Here is a 22,638-nt window from a genome sequence, read left to right as displayed (position 1 = left end):
CTCCAGACCACCCCGCCGGCGGGCCGCGCGGTGTCGTTGCTGCCGGGGCGCGCGGGGGGGGGGGGGGGGGGGGGCCGCGGGGGGGGGGGGGGGGGCCCCCCCCCCCCCCCCGGCCGCAAGGACGATGGCAAGGAGAGGGGCGAACGCAGGCCACGCGAACGCCACGCCAAGCAAAGGGAAGCTGCAGCACCGGATGCGGCGCGCGAGGAACAGCCGGTGGCAGCCGAGCCCCCGGTCGCCGATGCCAGTGAGCGGCGCGCGCGCAAGGAAGCGATCCGCTCGGAAAACACCGAGCGCCACACTTCACCCGAACGCCAAGCTTCACCCGAACGCCAATCTTCACCCGAACGCCAATCTTCCCCCGATCGCCATCGCAACGAACAGCGCGCGCCGGAACGTGGCGACACCAGGCCGCAGCGCGACGGCAATCGCCCGGCCCGCCATCGCCAGGAAGACAACGATGGGACCGTCGGATTCGGTGACGACATGCCGGCGTTCATGCGCATCGTCGCCAAGGGCTGATCACAGCAGAAATTGGGCTGATCACAGCAGAAATTCTCAAAGACCAGCAAAAACGGCCCCTTGCGGGGCCGTTTTCATGTGCAAAGCCGTCTTCTTGCGTGTCTTGCTCAGGTGAGCGGTGAGAGCTGGATCTCGACGCGGCGGTTCTGGGCGCGGCCGGCGGCCGACGCGTTGGAGGCGATCGGACGCGTCTTGCCGAAGCCGGTGACGGCGAAGCGGCGGGTATCGACGCCCTGCCCGGACAGATAATTGGCGACCGCCAGCGCGCGGCGCTGCGACAGGTCGAAATTGTGTTCGTCGCCACCGGTCGAGTCGGTGTGGCCGAACACGTCGACGGTGGTCTGGCGGAACTTGTTCAGCACAAGCGCGACCGAATTCAGCACTTGATAGAAGCCGGGCTTCACCGCGTCCTGGTCGACGTTGAAGGTGATGTCGGACGGCATGTTGAGGATGATCTGGTCGCCGCTGCGGGTGACGCTGACGCCGGAACCCTGAAGCTGCCGGCGCAGTTCGGCCTCGTTCTGGTCCATCGTGGCGCCGATGGCGCCGCCAGCGAGAGCGCCGACGCCAGCGCCGATCAGCGCATTGCGGCGATCGTTGCCGCCGGCAAGCAGGCCAAGTCCCGCACCCGCCAGCGCGCCGATGCCGGCGCCGGCCGCAGTGTTGGAAACTTTCTGTTGTCCGGTATACGGATCGGTGGTGGTGCAGGCACTCACGAGCACAGCCGTCGCCACTGCGACGAGCACAGTCTTTTTCATCAGGTAGTCCCTCTCCAGTCCGCGGTCCCACCAGTGGCGCGCCGCATCCCTTGTGCGTCCAAGTGGACGCACGTCGCTCTATGCTTGTAACATGAAATGCGGCGAAAAATGGAAGGGGAAAAGCGGCTGGCCACGGCTTTTCCCGGTCAATTCAACCGCCGCTATTTGCGCAATTCCGATCGGCTGGCAGAGACTGTCGGCTACCAGAGATTCTTGCCGTCGATGACGACGACCTCGACCTGATCGAGGTCGAAATCGTCGAACAGGCGAGAATTCACGCTGATTTTCGGCTTGTCGAAATCCGGCTTGCCGGTCGACCAGTCCGGCGTTTCGGTGAAGGTGCCGCAGCCGCAGGTGGCGCAGAAACCATGTTTTACCGTTTTCGAGCCCCATTGATAGAAAGAGACATTCTTGAGCGGGCTGGTGAGCTTGAATTGCGACGGGACGTAATAGGCCCACAACGAGCCGCGTTTCGAGCGGAAGGAGCAGGTGCATTGCGTCACGGTTAGCGGCGCTTCCGAAACCTCGAACGTCGTCGCCCTGCAGTGGCAGCTTGCCTTTATGGTCATGACGCCTCCCTCGCGATTGCTTCGCGCCAGCGCGGTAAGGCAACATAAAGAGGCGCCGTTGACAACCGTCTGTCAGCAGACTCGGCTTGCCTGCGTCGGACGCGTGGCGCGCTTCAATCTTTTTGATGCATGTCGTATCCCAAAACCGCTGCGCAGCCTCGGGTCAGGCCATGGCCCTCGGAGCAAGCTTTTGGGCGACATGCATCAAAACGACGACGGTGGCACGAACAGGCAGATGGTCTTTCCGTCATTGGCGCCGGCAACCGAACACCAGTGATATTCGCCGTCGGGCGAATTCTTGATCCGTGCATCGCTGTAGCCCACGACCTCGCCTGTTCCCTTGATGACATAGCCCTCCGGACGCTCGCTGATCGACGTCTGCGAGACCGCGCGGCAATCGTAGCCGGAACAACAGGAGAATGGGTAACTCCAGCCTTGCGGCTTCGCTGCAGTCGGCGTGGCGTCGTGCGCCAAAGCCGGCGCTGCAAATACAATGGTGGCGGCCGTCAGAACCACCACCGCATTGATCGAATTCAGGAGGCGGAGCGCCGTCTTGACGGCAGAGGCCAGTCGGGTTGTGGAAGCAGGCATGGGCGCAATTCCTATCACCGAGTTATCAAGCGTTTCGCTTGCCCGTTCTTGGAACGTATCTTCCCAGTGGCCGGCTCGTCAGGTCGCAGATACGCCGCGTCCGGCCATAAATGCTTTTCCCCCAACGTTCGGATGCTGGCCTGATTCCTTTGCTGGCGCAAGAAATTGCTGTGCAATCGAGCGCCGCATCTGCAGCCGGAACCAGCCTGCCGGGGCTGACGAGAGTGACTCATCAACCCCGGCAGTGGGATCGCGCGGATAACGAGATTGAACTCGCAGTGGTTCCGGGCCAGGCGACGGCAGGCCTGCAACAATGAACCCGGAGGTAGAAGTAATTGTCGAAAATTCGATGAAAAAACAAAGCCATAAAGCACTCGCTCAATTACAGTGAAGAGCCTGTTACTCTAGCGTGATGTTCCTGCTGCTTGGGGCGTAGAAGCTTCAGTCGATATCGGCCACCACTTCGCCGGCGCCGCCCTCGATGCGCTGCGACAGCGAGGCTTCCATGAAATCGTCGAGGTCGCCATCCAGCACGCTCGACGGGCTTGTGCTCTCGACGCCAGTGCGCAGATCCTTCACCAGCTGATAGGGCTGCAGAACGTAGGAGCGTATCTGATGGCCCCAGCCGATATCGCTCTTCGACGCTTCGGTGGCGTTGGCCACCGCCTCGCGCTTCTTCAGTTCTTCCTCGTAGAGCCGCGAACGCAGCATCTCCCAGGCCTTCGCCTTGTTCTTGTGCTGGGAGCGCTCAGCCTGGCAGGCGACCGCGATGCCGGTGGCGAGATGGGTGATGCGGACCGCTGAATCGGTGGTGTTGACGTGCTGGCCGCCCGATCCGGACGAACGATAGGTGTCGATGCGGACATCCGATTCGGAAACGTCGATCTCGATCGTATCGTCGATCACGGGATAGACCCAGACGCTGGCGAAGGAGGTGTGACGGCGCGCATTGCTGTCATAGGGCGAAATACGCACGAGACGGTGAACGCCGGATTCCGTCTTCAGCCAACCATAGGCGTTGTGGCCCTTGATCAGCAGCGTGGCGGACTTGATGCCGGCCTCTTCGCCGTCATGCACCTCCAGCACCTCGACCTTGAAACGGCGCCGCTCGGCCCAACGCGTGTACATGCGCAGGAGCATCGAGGCCCAGTCCTGGCTTTCGGTGCCGCCGGCGCCGGCATGGATTTCGAGATAGCTGTCGTTGGCGTCGGCCTCGCCGGAAAGCAGCGTCTCGATCTGGCGGGCCTTTGCTTCGCCGCGCATCGAGCGGATCGCCGCTTCCGCCTCGGCGACGACGCCCTCATCGCCCTCTTCCTCGCCGAGCTCGATCAAGCCGATATTGTCTTCCAGCGCCTGGGCGAGGCCTTTGACCGCGGCGATGCCTTCCTCGAGGCCCTGGCGCTCACGCATCAGCTTCTGCGCCTCCAGCGGTTCGTTCCAGAGGCTCGAATCCTCGGCACGCACATTCAGGTATTCAAGCCGCTTTATGGCTTGATCCCAGTCAAAGATGCCTCCTCAGCAGGGTTATCGCCTGCCTGATTTCGTCGACAATATTCTGCGTTTCCGCGCGCATGGCTGGCCGTTCTGTCCTGTGCTGAAATGGTGCCCTGTCGCTTAAGCAGAGCTTGGGTTGGCGCGATACATAGGGATGGCACCGCCGCCTGTAAAGCGAAATGGGCCGGCTCGAAAGCCGGCCCAAATACACTAGAGCGGTTCATCGTTTCACAGAAACGCCGAACGGCTCTATCTCTTTGTTTTTGCGCAATTCCGGACGGAAAACCGTTTCACACTTTTCCTGGAATTGCTCGAACCCATGTCAGTAGAGCCCGCCGCCGCCGGACTGGATGGCTTGGTTGGCCTGTGGCGACAGCGCGCCGCCGGAGGCGTTGGAGCCGTCCTCACCCATGCCGATCACCCAATAGCTGTCGGCGGGGCCGGTGCCCGGCTTGAAGGCTTCGATAAAGGCGCCGGCGTCGTCCGGGTTGGCCCGCATGCCGGTTTTGCGATTGATGGCGATCAGCTTCATGCCTTCGGGAACCTGGAAATCGACATTGGGCGTGCCGTCCAGCGCCACGCGCATGAAGTCCTTGAAGATCGGCGCAGCAAGGCCGCCGCCGGTCGCGCCCTTGCCAAGACCTTTGGGCTGATCATAGCCCATATAAAGGCCGACAACGAGGTTGGGCGTATAGCCGATGAACCAGGTATCCTTCTCGTCGTTTGTCGTTCCGGTCTTGCCGGCGATGTGGCGGCCGAGTTCGGCGACGGTAGCGCCGGTACCGCGCTCGACAACGCCTTCCATCATCGAGGTGATCTGATAGGCGGTCATCGGATCGAGCACCTGCTCGGAATTGTCGACCAGTTCCGGCTCAGGCTGGTTCTGCCATTCAGCCGCATTGCAATTTTCGCAGCCGCGTTCGTCCTGCCTGTAGACCGTCTTGCCGTAGCGATCCTGGATCCGGTCGATCAGCGTCGGCTTGATCGACTTGCCGCCGTTGGCCATGATCGAATAAGCCGATACCATGCGCATCACGGTCGTCTCGCCCGACCCCAGCGCCATCGGCAGATACGGCGCCAGTCGATCATAGACGCCGAAGCGCTCGGCATATTCGGCGACCAGCTTCATGCCCATGTCGTTGGCCAGGCGCACAGTCATCAGATTGCGCGACCTCTCGATGCCGGATCGCAAGGTCGCCGGGCCGGCTGTCCTTCCATCGTAGTTTTTCGGCGTCCAGGTCGTGTTGCCGCTCTTGATGGTGATCGGGCCGTCCATGATCACCGAAGCCGGCGTATAGCCATTGTCGAGAGCGGCCGCATAGACGATCGGCTTGAACGACGAACCCGGCTGCCGCATGGCCTGCGTGGTGCGGTTGAATTCGGAAAGCGAATAGGAGAACCCGCCGACCATGGCCAGAACGCGCCCGGTATGCGGATCCATGGCGATCAGGCCGCCCTCCACTTCGGGGGCCTGGCGCAAGATATAGGCCCCATCCGTATCTTCTTTCTTCTGCACGAAGATGACGTCGCCAGGCTTCAGCACGTCCGCCGGCGATTTGGCCTTGACGGTCTTGCCGCCGACCACATGACGCATGGCGAAGCTCATGTCCTCGCGGCTGACGGTGCCTTCGACGCGATCCTTGACAAGTTCGCCCGAGATCTGCCGGGTCGGCCGAAGGCCGATCGACAGACCGCTCTCTGAGCTGTCGAGCACGACGGCGAGCGACCATTCGGGCACGTCGTCCAGTCCCTTGACTTCGCTCAAAGGCACGCCCCAGTCGCCGGACGGGTCGATAGTCTTCACCGGCCCACGATAGCCGCGCAGTGTATCGAACTTCATCAGGCCGTTCTGCATGGCTTTGCGGGCGATGAGCTGCATCTTGGGATCGAGCGTCGTACGGACGGATAGGCCGCCCTCGTAGAGCGCATTCTCGCCGTAGCGCGCGCTGATCTGCCGACGCACCTCCTCGGTGAAATATTCGCCGGCGAACAGATAGGTGCCGGAGCGGCGTGGCTTGACGCCGAGCGGCTCGGCCTTGGCCTTGGCGCCTTCCTCTTGCGTGACGTAGCCGTTGCCGACCATCTGGTCGATCACCCAGTTGCGGCGCTCGATGGCGCGGTCGGCATATTTGAATGGGTGATAGTTGGAGGGGCCCTTCGGCAAAGCCGCCAGATAGGCGGCCTCCGCCACGGTGAGTTCATTCACCGCCTTGTCGAAATAGGTGAGCGCTGCGCCGGCGACGCCATAAGCGCCAAGCCCGAAGAAAATCTCGTTGAGGTAGAGCTCGAGGATGCGGTCCTTCGAATAGGCCTGCTCGATGCGGAAGGCGAGGATCATCTCCTTGATCTTGCGCTCGTAGGTCTGGTCCGAGGACAACAGGAAGTTTTTCGCCACCTGCTGGGTGATCGTCGAGGCGCCGACCTGGCGCTTGCCCGAGCCAGCATTCTGCAGATTGACCATGACTGCGCGGCCAAGGCCGGTCATATCGATGCCGGGGTGATTGTAGAAGTTTTTGTCCTCGGCAGACAGGAAGGCCGCCTTGACACGATCCGGCACCGCCTGGATCGGCAAATACAGGCGCCGCTCGCGCGCATATTCGGCCATCAGCGCACCGTCGGACGCATGGATGCGGGTCGTCACCGGCGGTTCATACTTGGCCAGGACCTCGTAATCGGGCAAATCCTTCGACAAATGGCTGATATAGATCGCCACCCCGGCCGCGACCAAAAGGGCCAGCGCGGTGCCGATGCCGAAGAAATAGCCAATAAGACGAATCATGCCCGCTCCAGTCCTTGGTTCGGGAATTGCCTAAACGAAGCCGCCTTTCGCGCAAGCTTTCGAGACGATCCCGACCGGTAATCGAAAATCCATGTCGCCACCATGTGGGCAAAATGCGGCAGCCTGGAATTTCGGCTTCGAATGGCGAAAATATAAGTGCAAAGTGTTGTCGTCGTGCAACGCTGCCTCTGGTTGTGGCGAGGGCTGGCATCTCAGCCTCCGGTTCCGGCTCCGGCCTTGGCTGAAGCGAACAGGGCGATGGCATTGGTTATGCTCTGGGCCGCCTTGCTGCGCCAATCGGCGCTGAGCAGTTGTGCCTCGTCCTTGGCATTCGACAGATAGCCGAGTTCGACCAGCACGGAGGGAACATCCGGCGCCTTCAACACCTTGAAGCTGGCCGAACGCTGCGGATTGTTGATGAGGCCGACACTGGTGGAAAGCTGGCCGACCAGCGTTTGGGCAAAACTCATCGAGAAACTGTGCGTCTCGCGGCGAATCAGGTCGATCAGGATGTCGGTTACTTCCTTGTTGTCGTCCTTGATTTCCATGCCGGCGAATTGGTCGGAAAGGTTTTCACGGTCGGCGAGCGCCTGCGCTTCGGGATCGGAAGCCTTGTCGGAGACGGTGTAGACGGTTGCGCCGCGAAGGCCCTTGACCCTGATGGTGTCGGCGTGGATCGAAATGAGCAGGTCGGCCTCGTGCTGGCGGGCAATGCGCACGCGGTCGTCCAGCCGCAGGAATTGGTCCGTCTCGCGCGTCAAGAACACGTCGTATTTGCCGACTGCGGCGAGTTTGTCCCGCAATTCGGTGGCGAAAGCGAGCGTGACGTTTTTCTCGACGGTGCCGTTCATGCCCTCGGCGCCGCCGTCGATGCCGCCATGGCCTGGATCGATGACGACGGTGAAGCGATGGCCTGGATTGGAGACCGGGCCGGTGCCGACCCTGCCGCCCTTGTCGGAGGAGACCGTCGAGCCGGTGGTCAACGCCTGATTGGCAAGAGCGGCGTCGAACTCCCGCACGGACGCCGCCGACATGTCGATGGCGATGCGGTAGCCGTTGCCGTCATCGTTCTTGAGCACGTCGAACCTGTCGACGGCGAACGGACCCTTGCCGGTGAGAATCAGCCGCGACACGCCCTCGCCGAGATCGCCGTAGCGCACGCTCCTGACCAGGCCGCGCGCCTTCACGTCCTTGGCATTGATGGCGAATCTCGTGCTTGGCAGGTCGACGACCAGACGGTGGGGGCCGCGCAGCAGGAACCATTTGACGTCGGGCTCACGATCGAAATTCATGACGATGCGCATCTTGGTGGCGTCACCGGCCATTTTGTAGCTCGTCACTGCCAGCGGCGCGTCGGCGGCAAAGGAAACTGGCGAAAGAGCCAGGCAAGCGACAACCAGCAACAGCAGACAAGCAGCGCGGAAGAAGTGGGCAGCGCGGAAGTAGGCGGCGTAGAAAAAAATGCCTCCGGCGCGACCACTCATGTGCGTGAAGACTGCCAGTCCCATCTCTTCCAGTCGCTCCGGTTTGGCGTGAGACGCCCGATCCTGTTGTCGGCCAATCTTGCTTGTCGGAGTGTCGTCGTCTTGTCGAAACGCCGGTCAGGCCGCGAACTCGATTAACGGTTGGTAACCAGAGAAGGTTAACCAAGCCTTTTCACGCAACGCTTAAAGCCGTGCTTCCGTTGCGGAACTGCATTTTGCCGGCATCGGAAATCGGGGTTGCCTTCCAACCCGCCAAATCATAAAAGCGATGGTGGATCACTGCAATCCTGGAGCCGTCCTTCTCCGCAGCTTCCTGCTACAGGCGAGATGAACGACGGCTCCTTTCGCGTCAGGCGAAAAAGGCAACAGGTGATCGCGACGAATTTCGCAGGTGTAAGCCCGTGGCGGGGGAAGCGCCTGCGTGAGGAAAACGGCCGGGATTGTCCCGCGCCGGCTCTGTACGAGCAAACAAGCTGGTCCGGTTTTCCCGGGCTTTGGTTCAAAAAGGTTCTGCTGGTTACGATGGCTTCAAGCGCAATCATGGAAAGGTCCGCAGCAAACCGCGCCATTATGGCTGCGGGCGGCACCGCCATGGCGCTCAGGCAGCGGCCGGCGGACATTCAATTGCCCGGCACCCATGTTCATCCACACTCACAGCGGCGGGCTTTGCCTCGCAAGCTGCGGCTGACGGCTGCCGGGGGGAAACGAAATAATGCCCAACAAAATGCTGATAGACGCCTCCCACCCGGAGGAAACACGAGTTGTCGTCGTTCGCGGTAACCGTATTGAAGAATTCGACTTTGAATCCCAGGACAAGAAGCAGCTCAAAGGAAATATCTACCTCGCCCGCGTAACCCGCGTCGAACCCTCGCTTCAGGCAGCCTTTGTCGAATACGGCGGCAACCGTCACGGTTTCCTCGCCTTCAGTGAAATTCATCCCGACTACTACCAGATTCCGGTCGCCGACCGTCAGGCGCTGCTGCGCGCGGAAGCGCAGGAGGCTGAAGATGAGGACGATGAGGACGGCGATGGCGACGATCGCCAGACCCGCGATCGCGGCCGGCGCGGACGCCGCCGCGGCGGCAAGAGCCGCGACCGAGGCGAACACAAGCGTGATGCAGGTGCGGCCGATTCGGACGCTTCCGGCGATTCCAATGACAGCGGGTCCAACGACAGCGGCTCCAATGAGGGCGGCGAACACGGCGAGGATGCGGTCGCGCAGAACGTCGATGCCTCAGAAAAAGTCGACACGCCGTCCGCTGCTTCGGAACATGGCGAGGATGTCGCCAGTCATAGCGAGGCAAGTCCTGATGAGACGAGCCGCGACGAGACGAGCCGTGACGAGAAGACTGGCCGTGACGAGACGAGCGATGACGAAACTGGGCCTTCCGAAGGCGGTCCGAATTCCATCGCCGCCAGCATCGAATCGGATGTGATTTCCGAAGCCGTGCCGCAGGCTGATGCGGCCGGCGAAGCCACCTCCACCGACAATGATCGCGGCATGCTGGAAGAGGTGCAGTCATCGCATTCGGATGACCATGAGGTCGAATCGGTCGGCGCCGAGGATGCGCTGGAAGAAGCGCGCAACCGCCGCAAGCCGGTGCGCCGCCAGTACAAGATCCAGGAAGTGATCAAGCGCCGGCAGATCCTCTTGGTGCAGGTCGTCAAGGAAGAGCGCGGCAACAAGGGCGCGGCGCTCACCACCTACCTGTCGCTTGCCGGCCGCTATTCGGTGCTGATGCCGAACACGGCGCGCGGCGGCGGGATCTCGCGCAAGATCACCAACGCGCAGGACCGCAAGCGGCTGAAGGAGGTCGTCGCCGATCTCGAAGTGCCGCAGGGCATGGGCGTCATCCTGCGCACGGCCGGCGAAAGCCGCACCAAGGCCGAGATCAAGCGCGACTACGAATATCTGATGCGGCTTTGGGAAAACGTCCGCAACCTGACGCTGCAGTCGACGGCCCCTGCCCTCGTCTACGAGGAAGGCAGCCTGATCAAGCGCTCGGTGCGCGACCTCTACAACAAGGACATCGACGAGATCCTGGTCTCCGGCGAAGAGGGCTATCGCGAGGCCAAGGATTTCATGCGCATGCTGATGCCTAGCCACGCCAAGGTCGTGCAGCCGTTCCGCGACACGACGCCGATCTTCGTGCGCAACGGCATCGAGGCGCAGCTTGACCGCATGCTGCAGCCGCAGGTGACGCTGAAGAGCGGCGGCTACATCATCATCAACCAGACCGAAGCGCTGGTCGCCATCGACGTCAATTCGGGCCGCTCCACCAAGGAGCACTCGATCGAGGACACAGCGCTTCACACCAATCTGGAAGCGGCCGAGGAGGTCGCACGGCAGCTGAGGCTGCGCGATCTCGCCGGCCTGATCGTCATCGACTTCATCGACATGGAGGAGAACCGCAACAACCGCTCCGTCGAGAAGCGGCTGAAGGATCACCTCAAGAACGATCGCGCCCGCATCCAGGTCGGCCGCATCTCGCATTTCGGCCTGATGGAGATGTCGCGCCAGCGCATCCGTGCCAGCGTGCTGGAATCGACGATGAAGCCTTGCCCGCATTGCGGCGGCACCGGCCATGTGCGGTCCGATTCGTCCGTCGCGCTGATGGTGGTGCGGGCGATCGAGGAATTCCTGCTAAAGGATTCGCGCAGCCACATCACGGTGCGGACGCCGGCGGCGACCGCGCTCTATGTGCTCAACCACAAGCGCGGCACGCTGGTGGAGCTCGAAAACCGCTTCGGCCTGACCATCACCGTCGAGGCCGACGATACGGTCGGCGCCCAGCACTATGCGATCTTCCGCGGCGCGCTGGCCGAAAAGCCTGAAGGCTTCGTCGAGGTGCGGACCTTGCCCGCCTATGTCGAGCCGGAAGAGCCCGCCGACGAAATCGTCATCGAGGAGGAGGAAGACGAGGTCGTTGCACCGGCGGAACAACCGCGCCAGGCGCAGCAGCCGCAGCAGCCAAGGCCCAGCGAGGATGGCGAAGGCCGCGACCGCAAGCGCCGCAAGCGCCGCAGACGGCGCGGCGGCAAGGATCGCGACCGCGAGCATGGCGCCCCCGTGGAAGGTGCGTCCATCTCGGCCACTGCCGATGGCGTCTCCGAGGCGGCAAGCGATGAAGGCGCCGAAGCAGACCACGAGGACCAGGTCGGCGTCACCGAGGCGGTGGAAGCGTCGGATGACGGGCAAGAGCCTGAAGGTCGGGAGCCTGATGAAGGTCCGGAGCCTGACGAAGGTCTGGGCAAGAAGCGTCGGCGCGGCAAGCGCGGCGGCAAGCGCAATCGCCGTGAAGACGGCGAAGGCGAGGTCGATGCAGGCACTGCCGAGGCGGCTGACCGTCCCGAGGTCTTGGAGGCCGTCTCCGGCGAACCGGCAGCAGCAACGCCGGTCGAAGCCACGCCGGTCGAAGAGCCTGTGGACCTTGCTCCGGCCAATGACGACATGCCAAGCGCCGAAAAGCCGAAGAAGCCGCGCCGCGCCGCCAAGCCGAAGAAGGCTGCGGCGGACGTCGTTGCCGAGACGCCGGTAGCCGAGCCGGAAATTTCTGCCGAGGCTCCCGCAGCTGTTTCGGAGGAAACAGCCGTGGCCGCCGTCGACGAGAAACCGAAGGTCCGCCCATCGCGACGCAAGCCCATACCGGTCGATGCTCCGGTTGAGCCGATCGTGTCCTCGACTGTTGCCGAAGAGGAAAAGACCGAGGAGAAGCCGAAGCGTGCCGGCTGGTGGCAGCGGAAAGGCTTTTTCTAAGCTTTTCGGTAGTTCAGCCTGATCTTTTGAACAAAAAAATCCCCGCTGTCCTGTCGACAGCGCGGGATTTTCTTGTCTGAAGCGGGCAAATCTCTATGGCGCGAAAACCGACCAGTTCATCATCTTCGCCAGCCTTTCCAGCGCAATCGAACCCAGCCTGGAATTGCCGTTGGCGTTGAGGCCGGGCGACCAGACGGCGAGCGAGGCCACGCCCGGGACGATCGCCAAAATGCCGCCGCCGACGCCGCTCTTGCCGGGGATGCCGACGCGGAAGGCGAAATCGCCTGAGCCGTCATAGTGGCCGCAGGTCAGCATCATCGCGCCGATGCGGCGCGCGCGCTCGGCCGACACCACGGAATGGCCAGTCGCCGGGTTCTTGCCGCCATTGGCGAGGAAGCGGCCGGCCAGAGCCAGTTGCCGGCAGCTCATCGCGATGGCGCAATGGTGGAAATAGACGCCCAGCGCCAGATCCGGCGCGTGGCTGAGATTGCCGAAGGACTTCATGTAGTTGGCGAGCGCCAAGTTGCGAAAACCGGTGGCTCGTTCCGAAGCCGCGACCTCGCGGTCGATGATGATGGTCTCGTCGTCGGCCAGGAACTGGATGAAGCGCAGGATCTCGCCGATCGCCTCGCGCGGCTGGTGACCGGCGAGCAGAATGTCGGAAATGACGATGGCGCCGGCATTGATGAACGGATTGCGCGGAATGCCGTTTTCGTGCTCGAGCTGGACGATCGAGTTGAACGGGTTGCCCGAAGGCTCGCGCCCGACACGCTGCCACAGCGCGTCGCCGACATTGCCGAGCGCCAGTGTCAGCGTGAACACCTTCGAAATGCTCTGGATCGAAAACGGCTCATCGGCGTCGCCCGCCATCAGCACGCGACCGTCATTGGTCACCGCGGCAATGCCGAACTTTTTCGGATCGACCTTGCCGAGCTGCGGTATGTAGGTCGCGACGTCGCCGCGATCCGTGCGCTCGGCCATTTCGGCGGCAATCTCGGTCAAAGCCTGCTCGAGGTCCGGCATCACGCTATCTCAGCCAGCGCTCGATGCGCATCATCGCCTCGACCATCTCGTCGTGGCTGCCGGCGTAGGAAAAGCGCATGGCTCGATGGCCTTGAAGCGGATCGAAATCGCGGCCGGGCGTCGCCGCCACATGCGCCTCGGCCAGCATCTTGCGCGCGAAGGCCATGCTGTCGTTGGTGTGCCTGGTGACATTGCAGAAGGCGTAGAACGCCCCGTCCATCGGTGCCGCCAGGGTAAAGCCGAGTTCGGGCAGGCGTTTCATCAAAAGCTCGCGATTGCCCGCGTAGCGCGCCTTCACAGCCTCCAATTCCGCGGTTGCCTTGAACGCCTCGATCGCGGCGATCTGGGACAGTTCCGGCGGTGAGATGTAGAGACTCTGGGCGATGCGCTCGACCGGCCGCACCAATGGTTCCGGCAGCACCATCCAGCCGATGCGCCAACCGGTCATGCAGTAGTATTTCGAGAAGGAATTGATCACCGTCACGTCAGGGCCGCAGGCAAGTGCTGTGCTGTCCGGCGCAGCGTAAGCCAGCCGGTGGTAGATCTCGTCGGAGATCACGGCGATGCCGAGCTCTTGTGCCGTCGTCACCAGCGCCAACAGCTCGTCGGCGGGGATAATCGCCCCGGTCGGATTGGCGGGGCTGGCAAACAACACGCCCTTCAGATTCTTTTCGCGATGCGCAGCCTTCAGATGTTCGGCGTGGAGATAGGCATCACCGTCGAGCTCGATCTCGACGATCTCGATGCCGAGCGCGGCCATGATGTTGCGATAGGCCGGATAACCGGGTGCGGCGATGGCGACACGGTCGCCTGGATCGAACATCGCCAGAAATGCCAGGTTGAAGGCGGCCGACGATCCGGTGGTGACGGCGATCCGGCCGGGTGAAACGGCCAGCCCATAGTGGTCGGCATAGTGCTGGGCGATATTCTCGCGCAGGCCCGCAAGACCCAATGCGTCGGTGTAGCCGATGCGCCCCATCTTCAATGCGTTCGTCGCCGCTTGCCTGACTCCGGCCGGCGCCGGATCGGACGGCTGGCCAACGGCCATGGAAACGACCGGCACGCCCGTGGCCTTCAGCCGATTCGCTTCCGCCAGAACGTCCATGGCGTGGAACGGCTCGACGTCGCCGCGACGCGAAAGCGATACAACCATTTGACCTCATTTTCCTTGTTGGCCCTTTGGGTCGGCCCTTTGAGATCGGCCCTCGGGCCGGCGCTTGCCGGCTGCCGGCGCCGAGCTTTGGCGTCCCGCGCCGCACAAATGCCCGATTGATGTGAGGATCACAAGTTCAGTAAAAGTTTCAGTGCCGACTTTTCATCCTTCACCCGCTCGTCTACCAGTGGACCTGCCATGTTGAGCCGACCCAAATCGACGATAGCCAGGGCAGCGCGCGCCTTCGCGACGCTTTCGCTTGCCGCGACGGTCGCTGTGACCGGCACCGTCAGCGCTTTTGCGCAAAACGTGCCGGTGGTGCGCGATGCCGAGATCGAGGCGCTGGTACGCGCCTATGCGCGGCCGATCTTCAGGGCCGCGGGCCTGCCGGAAGACGGCGTCGACATCGTGCTGGTCAACGACCAGAGTTTCAACGCCTTCGTTGCCGGGTCCCGCCTGTTCATCAACACCGGCGCCCTGATGTCGGCGGAGACGCCCAACGAGATCATCGGCGTCATCGCCCATGAAGCCGGCCATATCGCCGGTGGCCACCAGCAAAAATTGCGCAACCAGCTCGAACGCGCCAAGACGATGGCCATCATCGCGACGCTGCTTGGCGCCGGTGCCATGGTTGCCGGCGCCACCAGCAAAAGCCGGGGCCTGGCCGGCGCCGGCATGGGGGTTGCAGCTGGCGGCGGCGAGATGGCGCAGCGCAGCATCCTCGCTTATCAGCGCACCGAAGAGATGACCGCCGACCGCTCGGCGATAACCTATCTCAATGCCACCGGCCAGTCCGGCCTGGGCATGCTGAAGACCTTCGGCCGCTTTCAGAGCGCACTTTCGCTGTCGGGGGCGCAGGTCGACCCCTATCGAATCAGCCATCCGCTGCCGCGCGAACGCATCGCCAACCTCGAAGTCCTGGTCAAAAAAAGCCCCTACGTCGAAAAGGTCGATCCGCCGGCGCTGCAGCAGCGGCACGACATGATGCGCATCAAGATCGCCGCCTATATGGGAGGTCAGGCCGCCGCATCGCGGCTGATGCGCAAGATGCCGGGCAGCCTCGCCTCGCAATATGGCGACGCGCAGACGAGCTATCTTTTCGGCAATCTGGCCGGGGCGCTTGCCAAGACCAACGCGCTGATCAAGGCACAGCCGAAGAACCCCTATTTCCAGGAATTGCGCGGCGACATCCTGATGAAGGCGAACAAACCGAAGGCTGCCGCGGAAGCCTATGCCAAGGCGGTCAGCCTCGACCCAGCGCGATCCGGGCTGCTGCCGGTTTCCTACGGCCAGGCGCTGATGGCAGTCGGCACGCCCGATTCCCTGGAGAAAGCGGTGGTGCAGATCAACAAGGGTCTCGCGCGCGACCGAGAAAACGCCGTCGGTTACCGCCATCTTGCGCAGGCCTATGGCGAGCTTGGCAATATTCCGGCCGCCGACCTTGCGACCGCCGAAGGCCATTTCTATTCCGGCGCCTACAAGGATGCCAAGATCTTCGCAATGCGCGCGCAGATGAAAATGAAGCGTGGCGAGCCGGGCTGGATCCGCGCGCAGGACATCATAAACTACGCACCATCAGGCAAGAAAAAGTGAACCTTCCGGCCGTGCGCGGCGACAAGAAATTGGACCAATCGGGTAGTCGAACCAATCGGGTAGTCGGGCCAATCGGGTCGGACAACCCGGCCGGAAACCAGGCAAGAGGATCAGGATGATGAAGAAGGCAATTCTGCTGGGCACCACGGGCGTGGCGGTCGCTCTCGCCATGCTGGGTTTCGGGTTCGTGACCGGAAGTCCGCAGACGGCAAAGGCCGATGCCGCGCAGATCGCCCAGGCAGCCTCCGCCGACACCAAGATCGACCGGGCTGAAGTCGAAGGCATCATCCGCGACTATCTGCTGAAGAACCCGGAAGTGCTGCTGGAAGCTCAGGAGGCGCTCGAGGCCAAGCAGAAGGAGGCGCAGCGCGTCGCCAGTCTCGACGTCATCAAGGATGCCAAGGACCAGATCTTCAACTCGGCCTTCGACGGCGTCGTCGGCAATCCGAACGGCAAGGTCACCATCGTCGAATTCTACGACTACAATTGCGGCTACTGCAAACGCGCCATGGAGGACATGCAGACGCTGACGACAGCCGATCCGGATCTGCGCTTCGTGCTCAAGGAGTTCCCGATCCTCGGCCCGGATTCGCAGAAGGCAAGCGTCGTCTCGATGGCCTTCCACCTGATGATGCCGGAGAAATACGGCGAGTTCCACAACGCGTTGCTCGGCGCCCAGGGACGCGCCACCGAAGCGGCGGCCATCAAGGTAGCGCTTTCGCTCGGCGCCGACGAAGCGACGCTGCGCGAGAAGATGAAGGATCCGTCGATCGCCGAGGCCCTCTCCAAGACCTATGATCTTGCCAACAAGCTGGCCATCACCGGAACGCCCTCCTATGTGGTCGGCAACGAGGTGGTGTTCGGTGCGCTCGGCCAGGACGTGCTGGCGAAGAAGATCGAAGCGGCCAAGGCCGCACTCTGATCGGCGGCTGGCTTTCTGCGCAAGCCATTTTCCGCCTGTTGTGGACAGCGAAAGAACCCACTTGCGCTCTTTTCGCAGGCGTCTAAGCCCATTATAGAGGCCCGGTGCGCCGACTGATGCCGGCGCTGATGTGGTGGATTTGAAGTTCCTGCTGCTTTGGTGGCGTCAGTGTTCAGGAACTTTAAATCCACCACATCAGAAATGTATAAAATGCCAGTGTGGCTTTGAAGCCGAAATTCGTTCAAAGCGCTGCTCCAAGGTATTGCGAATTTCGGATTCGAAACCACACCGGGAAAAGGTCGGCATTTTGAAAACGGTTTTCGTCCTGAACGGTCCCAACCTCAACGCGCTCGGCAAACGCGAGCCGGGCATCTATGGCGGCAAGACGCTGGCCGCGATCGCCGACGATTGCAAGCAGGCAGGTGCGGCACTTGGGCTCGAGATCGATTTCCGTCAGTCGAACCATGAGGGCGACCTCGTCGACTGGATACAGGAAGCCGCCGACAAGGCTGTCGGCATCGTCATCAATCCGGGCGCCTACAGCCACACCTCGATCGCCATTCACGACGCCATCCGCTCCGTCGCGCCATTGCCCGTCGCCGAAGTTCATCTTTCCAACATCCATGCGCGGGAATCATTCCGCCACGTCTCCATGGTCTCGCCGGTCGCCGTCGGCGTGATCTGCGGGTTCGGGCCGCTCGGCTACACACTGGCGCTGCAGGCGCTGGCCGCACGCCTATGACCGGCCAACAAACAGAAGGCTCGAAAATGTCGATAAAAAAGAATGGTGTTGACCAGCAGCTTATCCGCGATCTGGCGGGCATACTGAACGACACCAACCTCACCGAGATCGAGGTCGAGCTGGGCGACTTGAAGGTGCGCGTGTCGCGACAGGCGCCGGCCGTCCATGCGGTCGCCGCACCGCAGCCCGCCTATGCGCCGCCGGCAGCGCAGCCGGCTGGCGCAGCCGCCCCGGCAGCGGCCGACGTGTCCAAGAACGCAGTGGCCTCGCCGATGGTCGGCACCGCCTACCTGGCGCCATCGCCCGACGCCAAGGCGTTCATCGAAGTCGGCCAACAGGTCAAGGAAGGCCAGACGCTGCTGATCATCGAGGCGATGAAGACGATGAACCAGATCCCCTCGCCGCGTGCCGGAACGGTGACGGCGATACTGTTCGAGGATGCGCAGCCGGTCGAATACGGCATGCCGCTCGTCGTGATCGAGTAGAGCCGGGAACAGCCGAAAAATGTTCCAGAAAATCCTCATCGCCAATCGCGGCGAAATCGCTCTGAGGGTGCTGCGCGCCTGCAAGGAGCTCGGCATCCAGACGGTGGTGGTGCATTCCACCGCCGACGCCGACGCCATGCATGTGCGGCTCGCCGACGAGAGCGTCTGCATCGGGCCACCGCCGTCGCGCGACAGCTATCTCAACATCCACCAGATCGTCGCGGCGTGCGAGATCACCGGCGCCGACGCGGTGCATCCGGGCTACGGATTCCTGTCGGAGAATGCCAAATTCGCCGATATCCTCGCCGCGCACAACATCACGTTCATCGGCCCGTCCGGCGATCACATCCGCATCATGGGCGACAAGATCGAGGCCAAGCGCACCGCAAAGCGCCTCGGCATTCCGGTGGTGCCCGGCTCCGACGGGGCGGTCACCGAGGAAAAGGAAGCCAGACGCATCGCCGCCGAGATCGGCTATCCCGTGATCATCAAGGCGTCGGCCGGCGGCGGCGGACGCGGCATGAAGGTGGCGCGCAGCGAATCCGATCTTGTGGTCGCACTGCAGACGGCGCGCTCGGAAGCCGGTGCCGCTTTCGGCGACGACGCCGTCTACATCGAGAAGTATCTCGAAAAGCCGCGCCACATCGAGGTCCAGGTGTTCGGCGACGGTGCCGGCCGCGGCGTGCATTTCGGCGAACGCGACTGTTCGCTGCAGCGCCGCCACCAGAAAGTCTGGGAAGAGGCTCCCTCGCCGGCGCTCAATGCCGAGGAGCGCGCGCATATCGGCGGCGTCTGTGCCAGGGCGATCGCCGATCTCGGCTACTCCGGCGCCGGCACCATCGAATTCCTCTATGAGAACGGCGAGTTCTACTTCATCGAGATGAACACGCGCCTGCAGGTCGAGCATCCGGTGACTGAGGCAATCACCGGCATCGACCTCGTGCACGAGCAGATCCGCGTCGCCTCGGGCGGCGGGCTTTCCATGCGCCAGGAAGAGATCCGCTTTCAGGGCCACGCCATCGAATGCCGCATCAATGCCGAGGATCCGCGCACCTTCACCCCCTCGCCCGGCACGATCACCCACTTCCACACGCCGGGCGGCCTCGGCATCCGTGTCGACTCCGGCGTCTATTCCGGCTACAAGATCCCGCCTTACTACGACAGTTTGATCGGCAAGCTGATCGTGCACGGCCGCAATCGCGTCGAATGCATGATGCGGCTGCGGCGGGCGCTCGACGAATTCGTCGTCGACGGCATCAAGACGACGCTGCCGCTGTTTCGCGATCTCGTCGGCAATGCCGATATCGCCAATGGGGAGTATGACATCCACTGGCTGGAAAAATATCTGGCCGATGAGGATTAGGACGTGAACTTATAGAATATAATGATGCGATGACCCGTCCTTACGCGCCAGGCTATCGCATCCCGACCGACCTGTTGCTCAAGGCCTACGCCTCGGGCGTCTTTCCGATGGCCGAAAGCGCCACCGATCCGGAAGTGTTCTGGGTGCGGCCGGAGACGCGCGGCATCATCCCGCTGGATGGTTTTCACACGCCCAAAAGCCTGAGGAAGGCGATCCGGAAAAACCTGTTCGATATCCGTTTCGATTTTGATTTCGAAGCGACCATCGACGGCTGCGCCGAGAGGCGCGAGGAACGCCGGTCGACCTGGATCAACGCGCCGATCCGCGAGGCCTATGTCGAACTCCATCGGATGGGCCATTGCCATTCGGTCGAAGCCTGGCGCGAGGGTCGGCTGGTTGGCGGCCTCTACGGCGTGTCTCTTGGCCGGGTGTTCTTCGGCGAAAGCATGTTCGCCAGGGAAACGGACGCGTCGAAGGTCTGCCTGGTGCACCTTGTCGAACGCCTGAAGGATCGACACTTCGCCTTGCTCGACACGCAGTTCACCACCGAGCACCTCAAACGCTTCGGCGCGGTCGACGTGCCAAGGGGCAAATACGAAAAGATGCTGGCCGACGCGCTGAAGGGCGAGACGGTGTTTTTCCCATGATCTGCGCCAAAGGTCGGGTTTTTGGTCAGGTTTTTGCGGCAGGCTCAAGAGGCGTGTGCGCGTGGAACATCATCTTCCAGCCATTGACGCGATGGACATAGCCGGTGCTGACCAGCGCCGCATAAGGCTCGCCATTCTCGCGCGTGGCATGGGCCTCATAAGTCAGCATGACAATGTCGCTGCCCGGCTCGATGATGCCCTTGAGGTCGATGTCGAGATCGCGCCAGCGATTTAGGCCCGTCGCGGTTTCGGCCAGATCGGCGTTGCTCATCGTTTGCGCCATCTGTGGGAAAGCCACCAGGCATTTGGTGTCGGCATTGGCTTTGAAATAGGCTGCGTCGCCGGTCCAGAACCCTTTTTCGAGATCGAGGAGTTCGTTCTTGTTGGCCATCATGGGAACATCTCCGTAACGCCAGCCATGACCAACGCACGGAGAATAAGGCGGTTCCGAACAGGCGATCCCGCACGCCAGGCATTATAACTGGTCTTGGCTAATTGGTTTTGGCCGCGTCGGGTGCCGGCACTTCCGACTTCTGCTTGCAGCCCTTCAGCCAGACGTCGTAGACGGCGTGCTCGACGGCGTTGAGGCCGGGGCTTTCGGCAAACATCCAGCCGGTGAAGATACGGCGGATCTTGCGATCCAGCGTGATCTCGTCGACCTCGACGAAAGAATCGGTCTTCGGCTCTTCGGTTTGCGGCTGCGAATAGCAGATGCGCGGCGTCACCTGCAAAGCGCCGAACTGCACCGTTTCGTCGATATAGACATCGAACGTGATGATGCGGCCGGTGATCTTGTCGATGCCGGCGAATTCGGCGACAGGATTGGTGATGCGTTGTGGTGCGGCCGGTGCCGCCGGCGCCACTGTCGCATCCGGTTCCACTGTCGCATCCGGTTCCAATGGCGGTGCAGCCGGGTCCACTGGCGCCTCCGGTTCCACTTGCGCCTCCGGCTCCATTGGCGCCTCAAATTCCGTCGGCGCCCCCGGGTCCACTGGCGCCTCAAATTCCGTCGGCGCCCCCGGGTCCACTGGCGCCTCCAGCGTCTGAGCGGCGGCGATGCTAAAAGCCGCAAAAGCGGTGGCGGCCACCGTCAGTCCGCCTATCGAGATTCGGCTGAAAATGCTCATGTAGGGATCCGGTGGTTTGCGCCCGGGGTGATTCTGTCGCGCCCAAGGCTAGTCGCTGCTGTCAGATCGACAAGCTGCTAAACGCCAATTGTGGCGATAAAGGACCGATCCGCCCTTGGCGAGCGGTTACGACCCCGGCGTCCAGGCGTCGTAATCGCCGGTCACCTGCGGGCGGTGCTGATTGCTGAGTATGGAGCCCTTGGGGCGATAGGCCGCGGCACTTCCGGTGAGGTTCGGCTGATGCGGCTTCTGCCAGTCGCGTGGCTTGTAGGTGTCGCTCGTCGGCGGGACATCGACGCGGTGATGCATCCAGCCATGCCAGCCGGGCGGAATCATCGAGGCTTCCGAATAGTCGCGATAGATGACCCAGCGGCGGGTGCGGCCTTCCGAATCGACACCACCCTCGTAGTAGACGTTGCCAGCCTCGTCTTGCCCGACTTTCTTGCCATGCCGCCAGGTATGGAAGCGCGTGCCCAGCGTCTGGCTGTTCCACCAGGTGAAAAACTGCAGAAGGAAAGTCTTCATCCAAAATCCCCGTGGCAAATCCCCGCGGTGGCGACAGCGGCGGCGCCTGTTTCCTGCTTATGGCGTCAGGCCATCGCCAAGGCAAGGGTTTTGCCGCACGAGCCACGCAAATGGCCGTCGGAAAACCGACGCACAGTGGCAAGCCTTTCGCGTCCTTTCGAGGCATGCCTTGCCAAGGCTGCCGGGTCTTTCTAAAGCTCAGCGCGCCGCATGCAGGAACCAGCCTGATTGACGGTTGAGGGAGGGAATGATGGCCCCAGACGCATCCGGCGCCGATCCGCGGATCAGTGCCAGCTCCATTCGCCTGCGCAAGGGCGGCGAGCCGATCGTCTGCCTCACCGCCTATACCTACCCCATCGCTCGCCTGCTCGACGATCATGTCGACCTGCTTCTGGTCGGCGACAGCGTGGCCATGGTTCTCCATGGCCACAAGACCACGCTGGGCGCCTCGCTGGAGATGATGATCGCCCACGGTCAAGCGGTGATGCGAGGGTCAGCCAAGGCCTGCGTGGTGGTCGACATGCCGGCCGGAAGCTATGAGGCGACGGCGCGCCAAGCCGTCGCCTCGGCGCGGCGGATTGTCGGCGAAACCGGTTGCCAGGCCGTCAAGCTGGAGGGTGGCGTGACAGTTGCCCGACAGATTGCGGCGATTGTCGCTGCCGGCATTCCGGTCATGGGACATATCGGCTTGCAGCCGCAATCGGTGGAAAGCGACGGCGGCTACAGGATCAAGGGCCGGACCGACGAGAATGTGGCTGCGCTTTATCGCGACGCCGAGGCGGTCGAAAAAGCCGGCGCGTTTTCGGTGGTCATCGAAGGCACCGTCGAGACCGTCGCCGCCGATATCACCCGGCACATTTCCATTCCAACCATCGGCATCGGCGCCAGCGGCGAGTGCGACGGCCAGATCCTGGTCATCGACGACATGGTCGGCCTGACCGTCGACCGGGTGCCGAAATTCGTCAAGCAATATGCCGACCTGCGCAGCGTCATATCGCAGGCGGCAGCCAGCTATGCAGCGGAGGTGCGCAGCCGGACATTCCCCGGCCCGAGCCACGTTTTTTCGGCCGCAGCCGACAAGAGCGAAGCATGAGCCGGGGCGAA

19 protein-coding genes and 1 pseudogene are annotated in these 22,638 nt (G+C 62.6%); 9 read left to right on the top strand and 11 right to left on the bottom strand.

Annotated elements, in window-relative coordinates; genetic code table 11:
* A pseudogene (locus AC0L3D_RS12170) lies at positions 1 to 522 on the top strand (hypothetical protein); the annotation flags it as partial.
* Between the two features lie 107 nt (positions 523 to 629).
* Here the strand turns inward: AC0L3D_RS12170 and AC0L3D_RS12165 are convergent.
* From AC0L3D_RS12165 to AC0L3D_RS12140, 6 genes are all read right to left on the bottom strand, one after another.
* Entirely contained in the window at positions 630 to 1,280 is a 651-nt protein-coding gene (locus AC0L3D_RS12165) for a YiaD family glycine zipper/OmpA-like lipoprotein (protein ID WP_031254560.1), read from the bottom strand.
* Positions 1,281 to 1,480: 200 nt separating this feature from the next.
* Positions 1,481 to 1,849 carry a GFA family protein gene (locus tag AC0L3D_RS12160; RefSeq protein WP_473644465.1) on the bottom strand — a complete coding sequence of 123 codons (369 nt, stop codon included), beginning with the start codon at positions 1,847 to 1,849 and terminating at the stop codon, positions 1,481 to 1,483.
* Positions 1,850 to 2,053: 204 nt separating this feature from the next.
* Entirely contained in the window at positions 2,054 to 2,440 is a 387-nt protein-coding gene (locus AC0L3D_RS12155; RefSeq protein ID WP_473644463.1) for a hypothetical protein, read from the bottom strand.
* 441 nt (positions 2,441 to 2,881) lie between these two features.
* Positions 2,882 to 4,013 (bottom strand): peptide chain release factor 2 gene (gene prfB / locus AC0L3D_RS12150; protein WP_473629370.1). Its coding sequence is split into 2 segments (ribosomal slippage): positions 2,882 to 3,946 and positions 3,948 to 4,013, totalling 1,131 coding nucleotides; the frame shifts between segments, so codons are not numbered across the junction.
* Positions 4,014 to 4,256: 243 nt separating this feature from the next.
* Entirely contained in the window at positions 4,257 to 6,713 is a 2,457-nt protein-coding gene (locus tag AC0L3D_RS12145) for a penicillin-binding protein 1A (RefSeq protein WP_236378260.1), read from the bottom strand.
* 212 nt (positions 6,714 to 6,925) lie between these two features.
* The gene (locus AC0L3D_RS12140) at positions 6,926 to 8,221 is read right to left on the bottom strand and encodes an N-acetylmuramoyl-L-alanine amidase (RefSeq protein WP_473644460.1); all 1,296 of its coding nucleotides are present in this window, start codon (positions 8,219 to 8,221) and stop codon (positions 6,926 to 6,928) included.
* A gap of 688 nt (positions 8,222 to 8,909) precedes the next feature.
* Here AC0L3D_RS12140 and AC0L3D_RS12135 point away from each other — a divergent pair.
* On the top strand, positions 8,910 to 11,954 hold the full coding sequence (locus AC0L3D_RS12135; RefSeq protein WP_473644458.1) for an Rne/Rng family ribonuclease: 3,045 nt from the start codon (positions 8,910 to 8,912) through the stop codon (positions 11,952 to 11,954).
* Positions 11,955 to 12,047: 93 nt separating this feature from the next.
* On the opposite strand, the gene AC0L3D_RS12130 is transcribed toward AC0L3D_RS12135, so the two are convergent.
* Positions 12,048 to 12,977 (bottom strand): glutaminase, encoded by a 930-nt coding sequence (locus AC0L3D_RS12130; protein WP_023798153.1) that lies wholly within the window; start codon positions 12,975 to 12,977, stop codon positions 12,048 to 12,050.
* A 4-nt stretch (positions 12,978 to 12,981) separates the two neighbouring features.
* Positions 12,982 to 14,130, bottom strand: a complete 1,149-nt coding sequence (locus AC0L3D_RS12125) for a pyridoxal phosphate-dependent aminotransferase (protein WP_473629366.1) — start codon at positions 14,128 to 14,130, stop codon at positions 12,982 to 12,984.
* A 198-nt stretch (positions 14,131 to 14,328) separates the two neighbouring features.
* On the opposite strand from AC0L3D_RS12125, the gene AC0L3D_RS12120 reads away from it, so the two are divergent.
* The 6 genes from AC0L3D_RS12120 (at position 14,329) to aat (ending at position 19,882) form a co-directional block, all read left to right on the top strand.
* Entirely contained in the window at positions 14,329 to 15,723 is a 1,395-nt protein-coding gene (locus tag AC0L3D_RS12120) for a M48 family metalloprotease (RefSeq protein WP_287062007.1), read from the top strand.
* A 118-nt stretch (positions 15,724 to 15,841) separates the two neighbouring features.
* Entirely contained in the window at positions 15,842 to 16,645 is an 804-nt protein-coding gene (locus AC0L3D_RS12115; RefSeq protein ID WP_473507583.1) for a DsbA family protein, read from the top strand.
* 307 nt (positions 16,646 to 16,952) lie between these two features.
* Positions 16,953 to 17,387 (top strand): type II 3-dehydroquinate dehydratase, encoded by a 435-nt coding sequence (gene aroQ, locus AC0L3D_RS12110; RefSeq protein ID WP_031254564.1) that lies wholly within the window; start codon positions 16,953 to 16,955, stop codon positions 17,385 to 17,387.
* Positions 17,388 to 17,413: 26 nt separating this feature from the next.
* Positions 17,414 to 17,872: an acetyl-CoA carboxylase biotin carboxyl carrier protein gene (gene accB, locus AC0L3D_RS12105; RefSeq protein ID WP_027154456.1), complete on the top strand. Its 459-nt coding sequence runs from the start codon at positions 17,414 to 17,416 to the stop codon at positions 17,870 to 17,872.
* A gap of 19 nt (positions 17,873 to 17,891) precedes the next feature.
* Positions 17,892 to 19,235, top strand: coding sequence for an acetyl-CoA carboxylase biotin carboxylase subunit (accC, locus tag AC0L3D_RS12100; protein ID WP_473629365.1), 1,344 nt, complete (start codon positions 17,892 to 17,894; stop codon positions 19,233 to 19,235).
* A 29-nt stretch (positions 19,236 to 19,264) separates the two neighbouring features.
* A complete protein-coding gene (gene aat, locus AC0L3D_RS12095) occupies positions 19,265 to 19,882 on the top strand; it encodes a leucyl/phenylalanyl-tRNA--protein transferase (protein ID WP_473534510.1) in 618 nt (205 codons plus the stop codon).
* Between the two features lie 25 nt (positions 19,883 to 19,907).
* On the opposite strand, the gene AC0L3D_RS12090 is transcribed toward aat, so the two are convergent.
* The 3 genes from AC0L3D_RS12090 to AC0L3D_RS12080 form a co-directional block, all read right to left on the bottom strand.
* Complete coding sequence (locus AC0L3D_RS12090; RefSeq protein ID WP_236378251.1) at positions 19,908 to 20,276, bottom strand: hypothetical protein; 369 nt, start codon at positions 20,274 to 20,276, stop codon at positions 19,908 to 19,910.
* Between the two features lie 97 nt (positions 20,277 to 20,373).
* A complete protein-coding gene (locus AC0L3D_RS12085) occupies positions 20,374 to 20,838 on the bottom strand; it encodes a DUF2155 domain-containing protein (protein WP_473644471.1) in 465 nt (154 codons plus the stop codon).
* Between the two features lie 297 nt (positions 20,839 to 21,135).
* Positions 21,136 to 21,534, bottom strand: coding sequence for an NADH:ubiquinone oxidoreductase subunit NDUFA12 (locus AC0L3D_RS12080; protein WP_023798164.1), 399 nt, complete (start codon positions 21,532 to 21,534; stop codon positions 21,136 to 21,138).
* A gap of 250 nt (positions 21,535 to 21,784) precedes the next feature.
* Between AC0L3D_RS12080 and panB the strand changes: the two genes are divergently transcribed.
* The gene (gene panB, locus AC0L3D_RS12075; protein ID WP_128173246.1) at positions 21,785 to 22,627 is read left to right on the top strand and encodes a 3-methyl-2-oxobutanoate hydroxymethyltransferase; all 843 of its coding nucleotides are present in this window, start codon (positions 21,785 to 21,787) and stop codon (positions 22,625 to 22,627) included.
* Positions 22,628 to 22,638: the final 11 nt, after the last annotated feature.

The sequence above is a fragment of the Mesorhizobium sp. WSM4837 genome, assembly GCF_055811435.1.
Note: the sequence above shows the minus strand (reverse complement) of the source record. Positions and strands in the feature narration are given on the sequence as shown.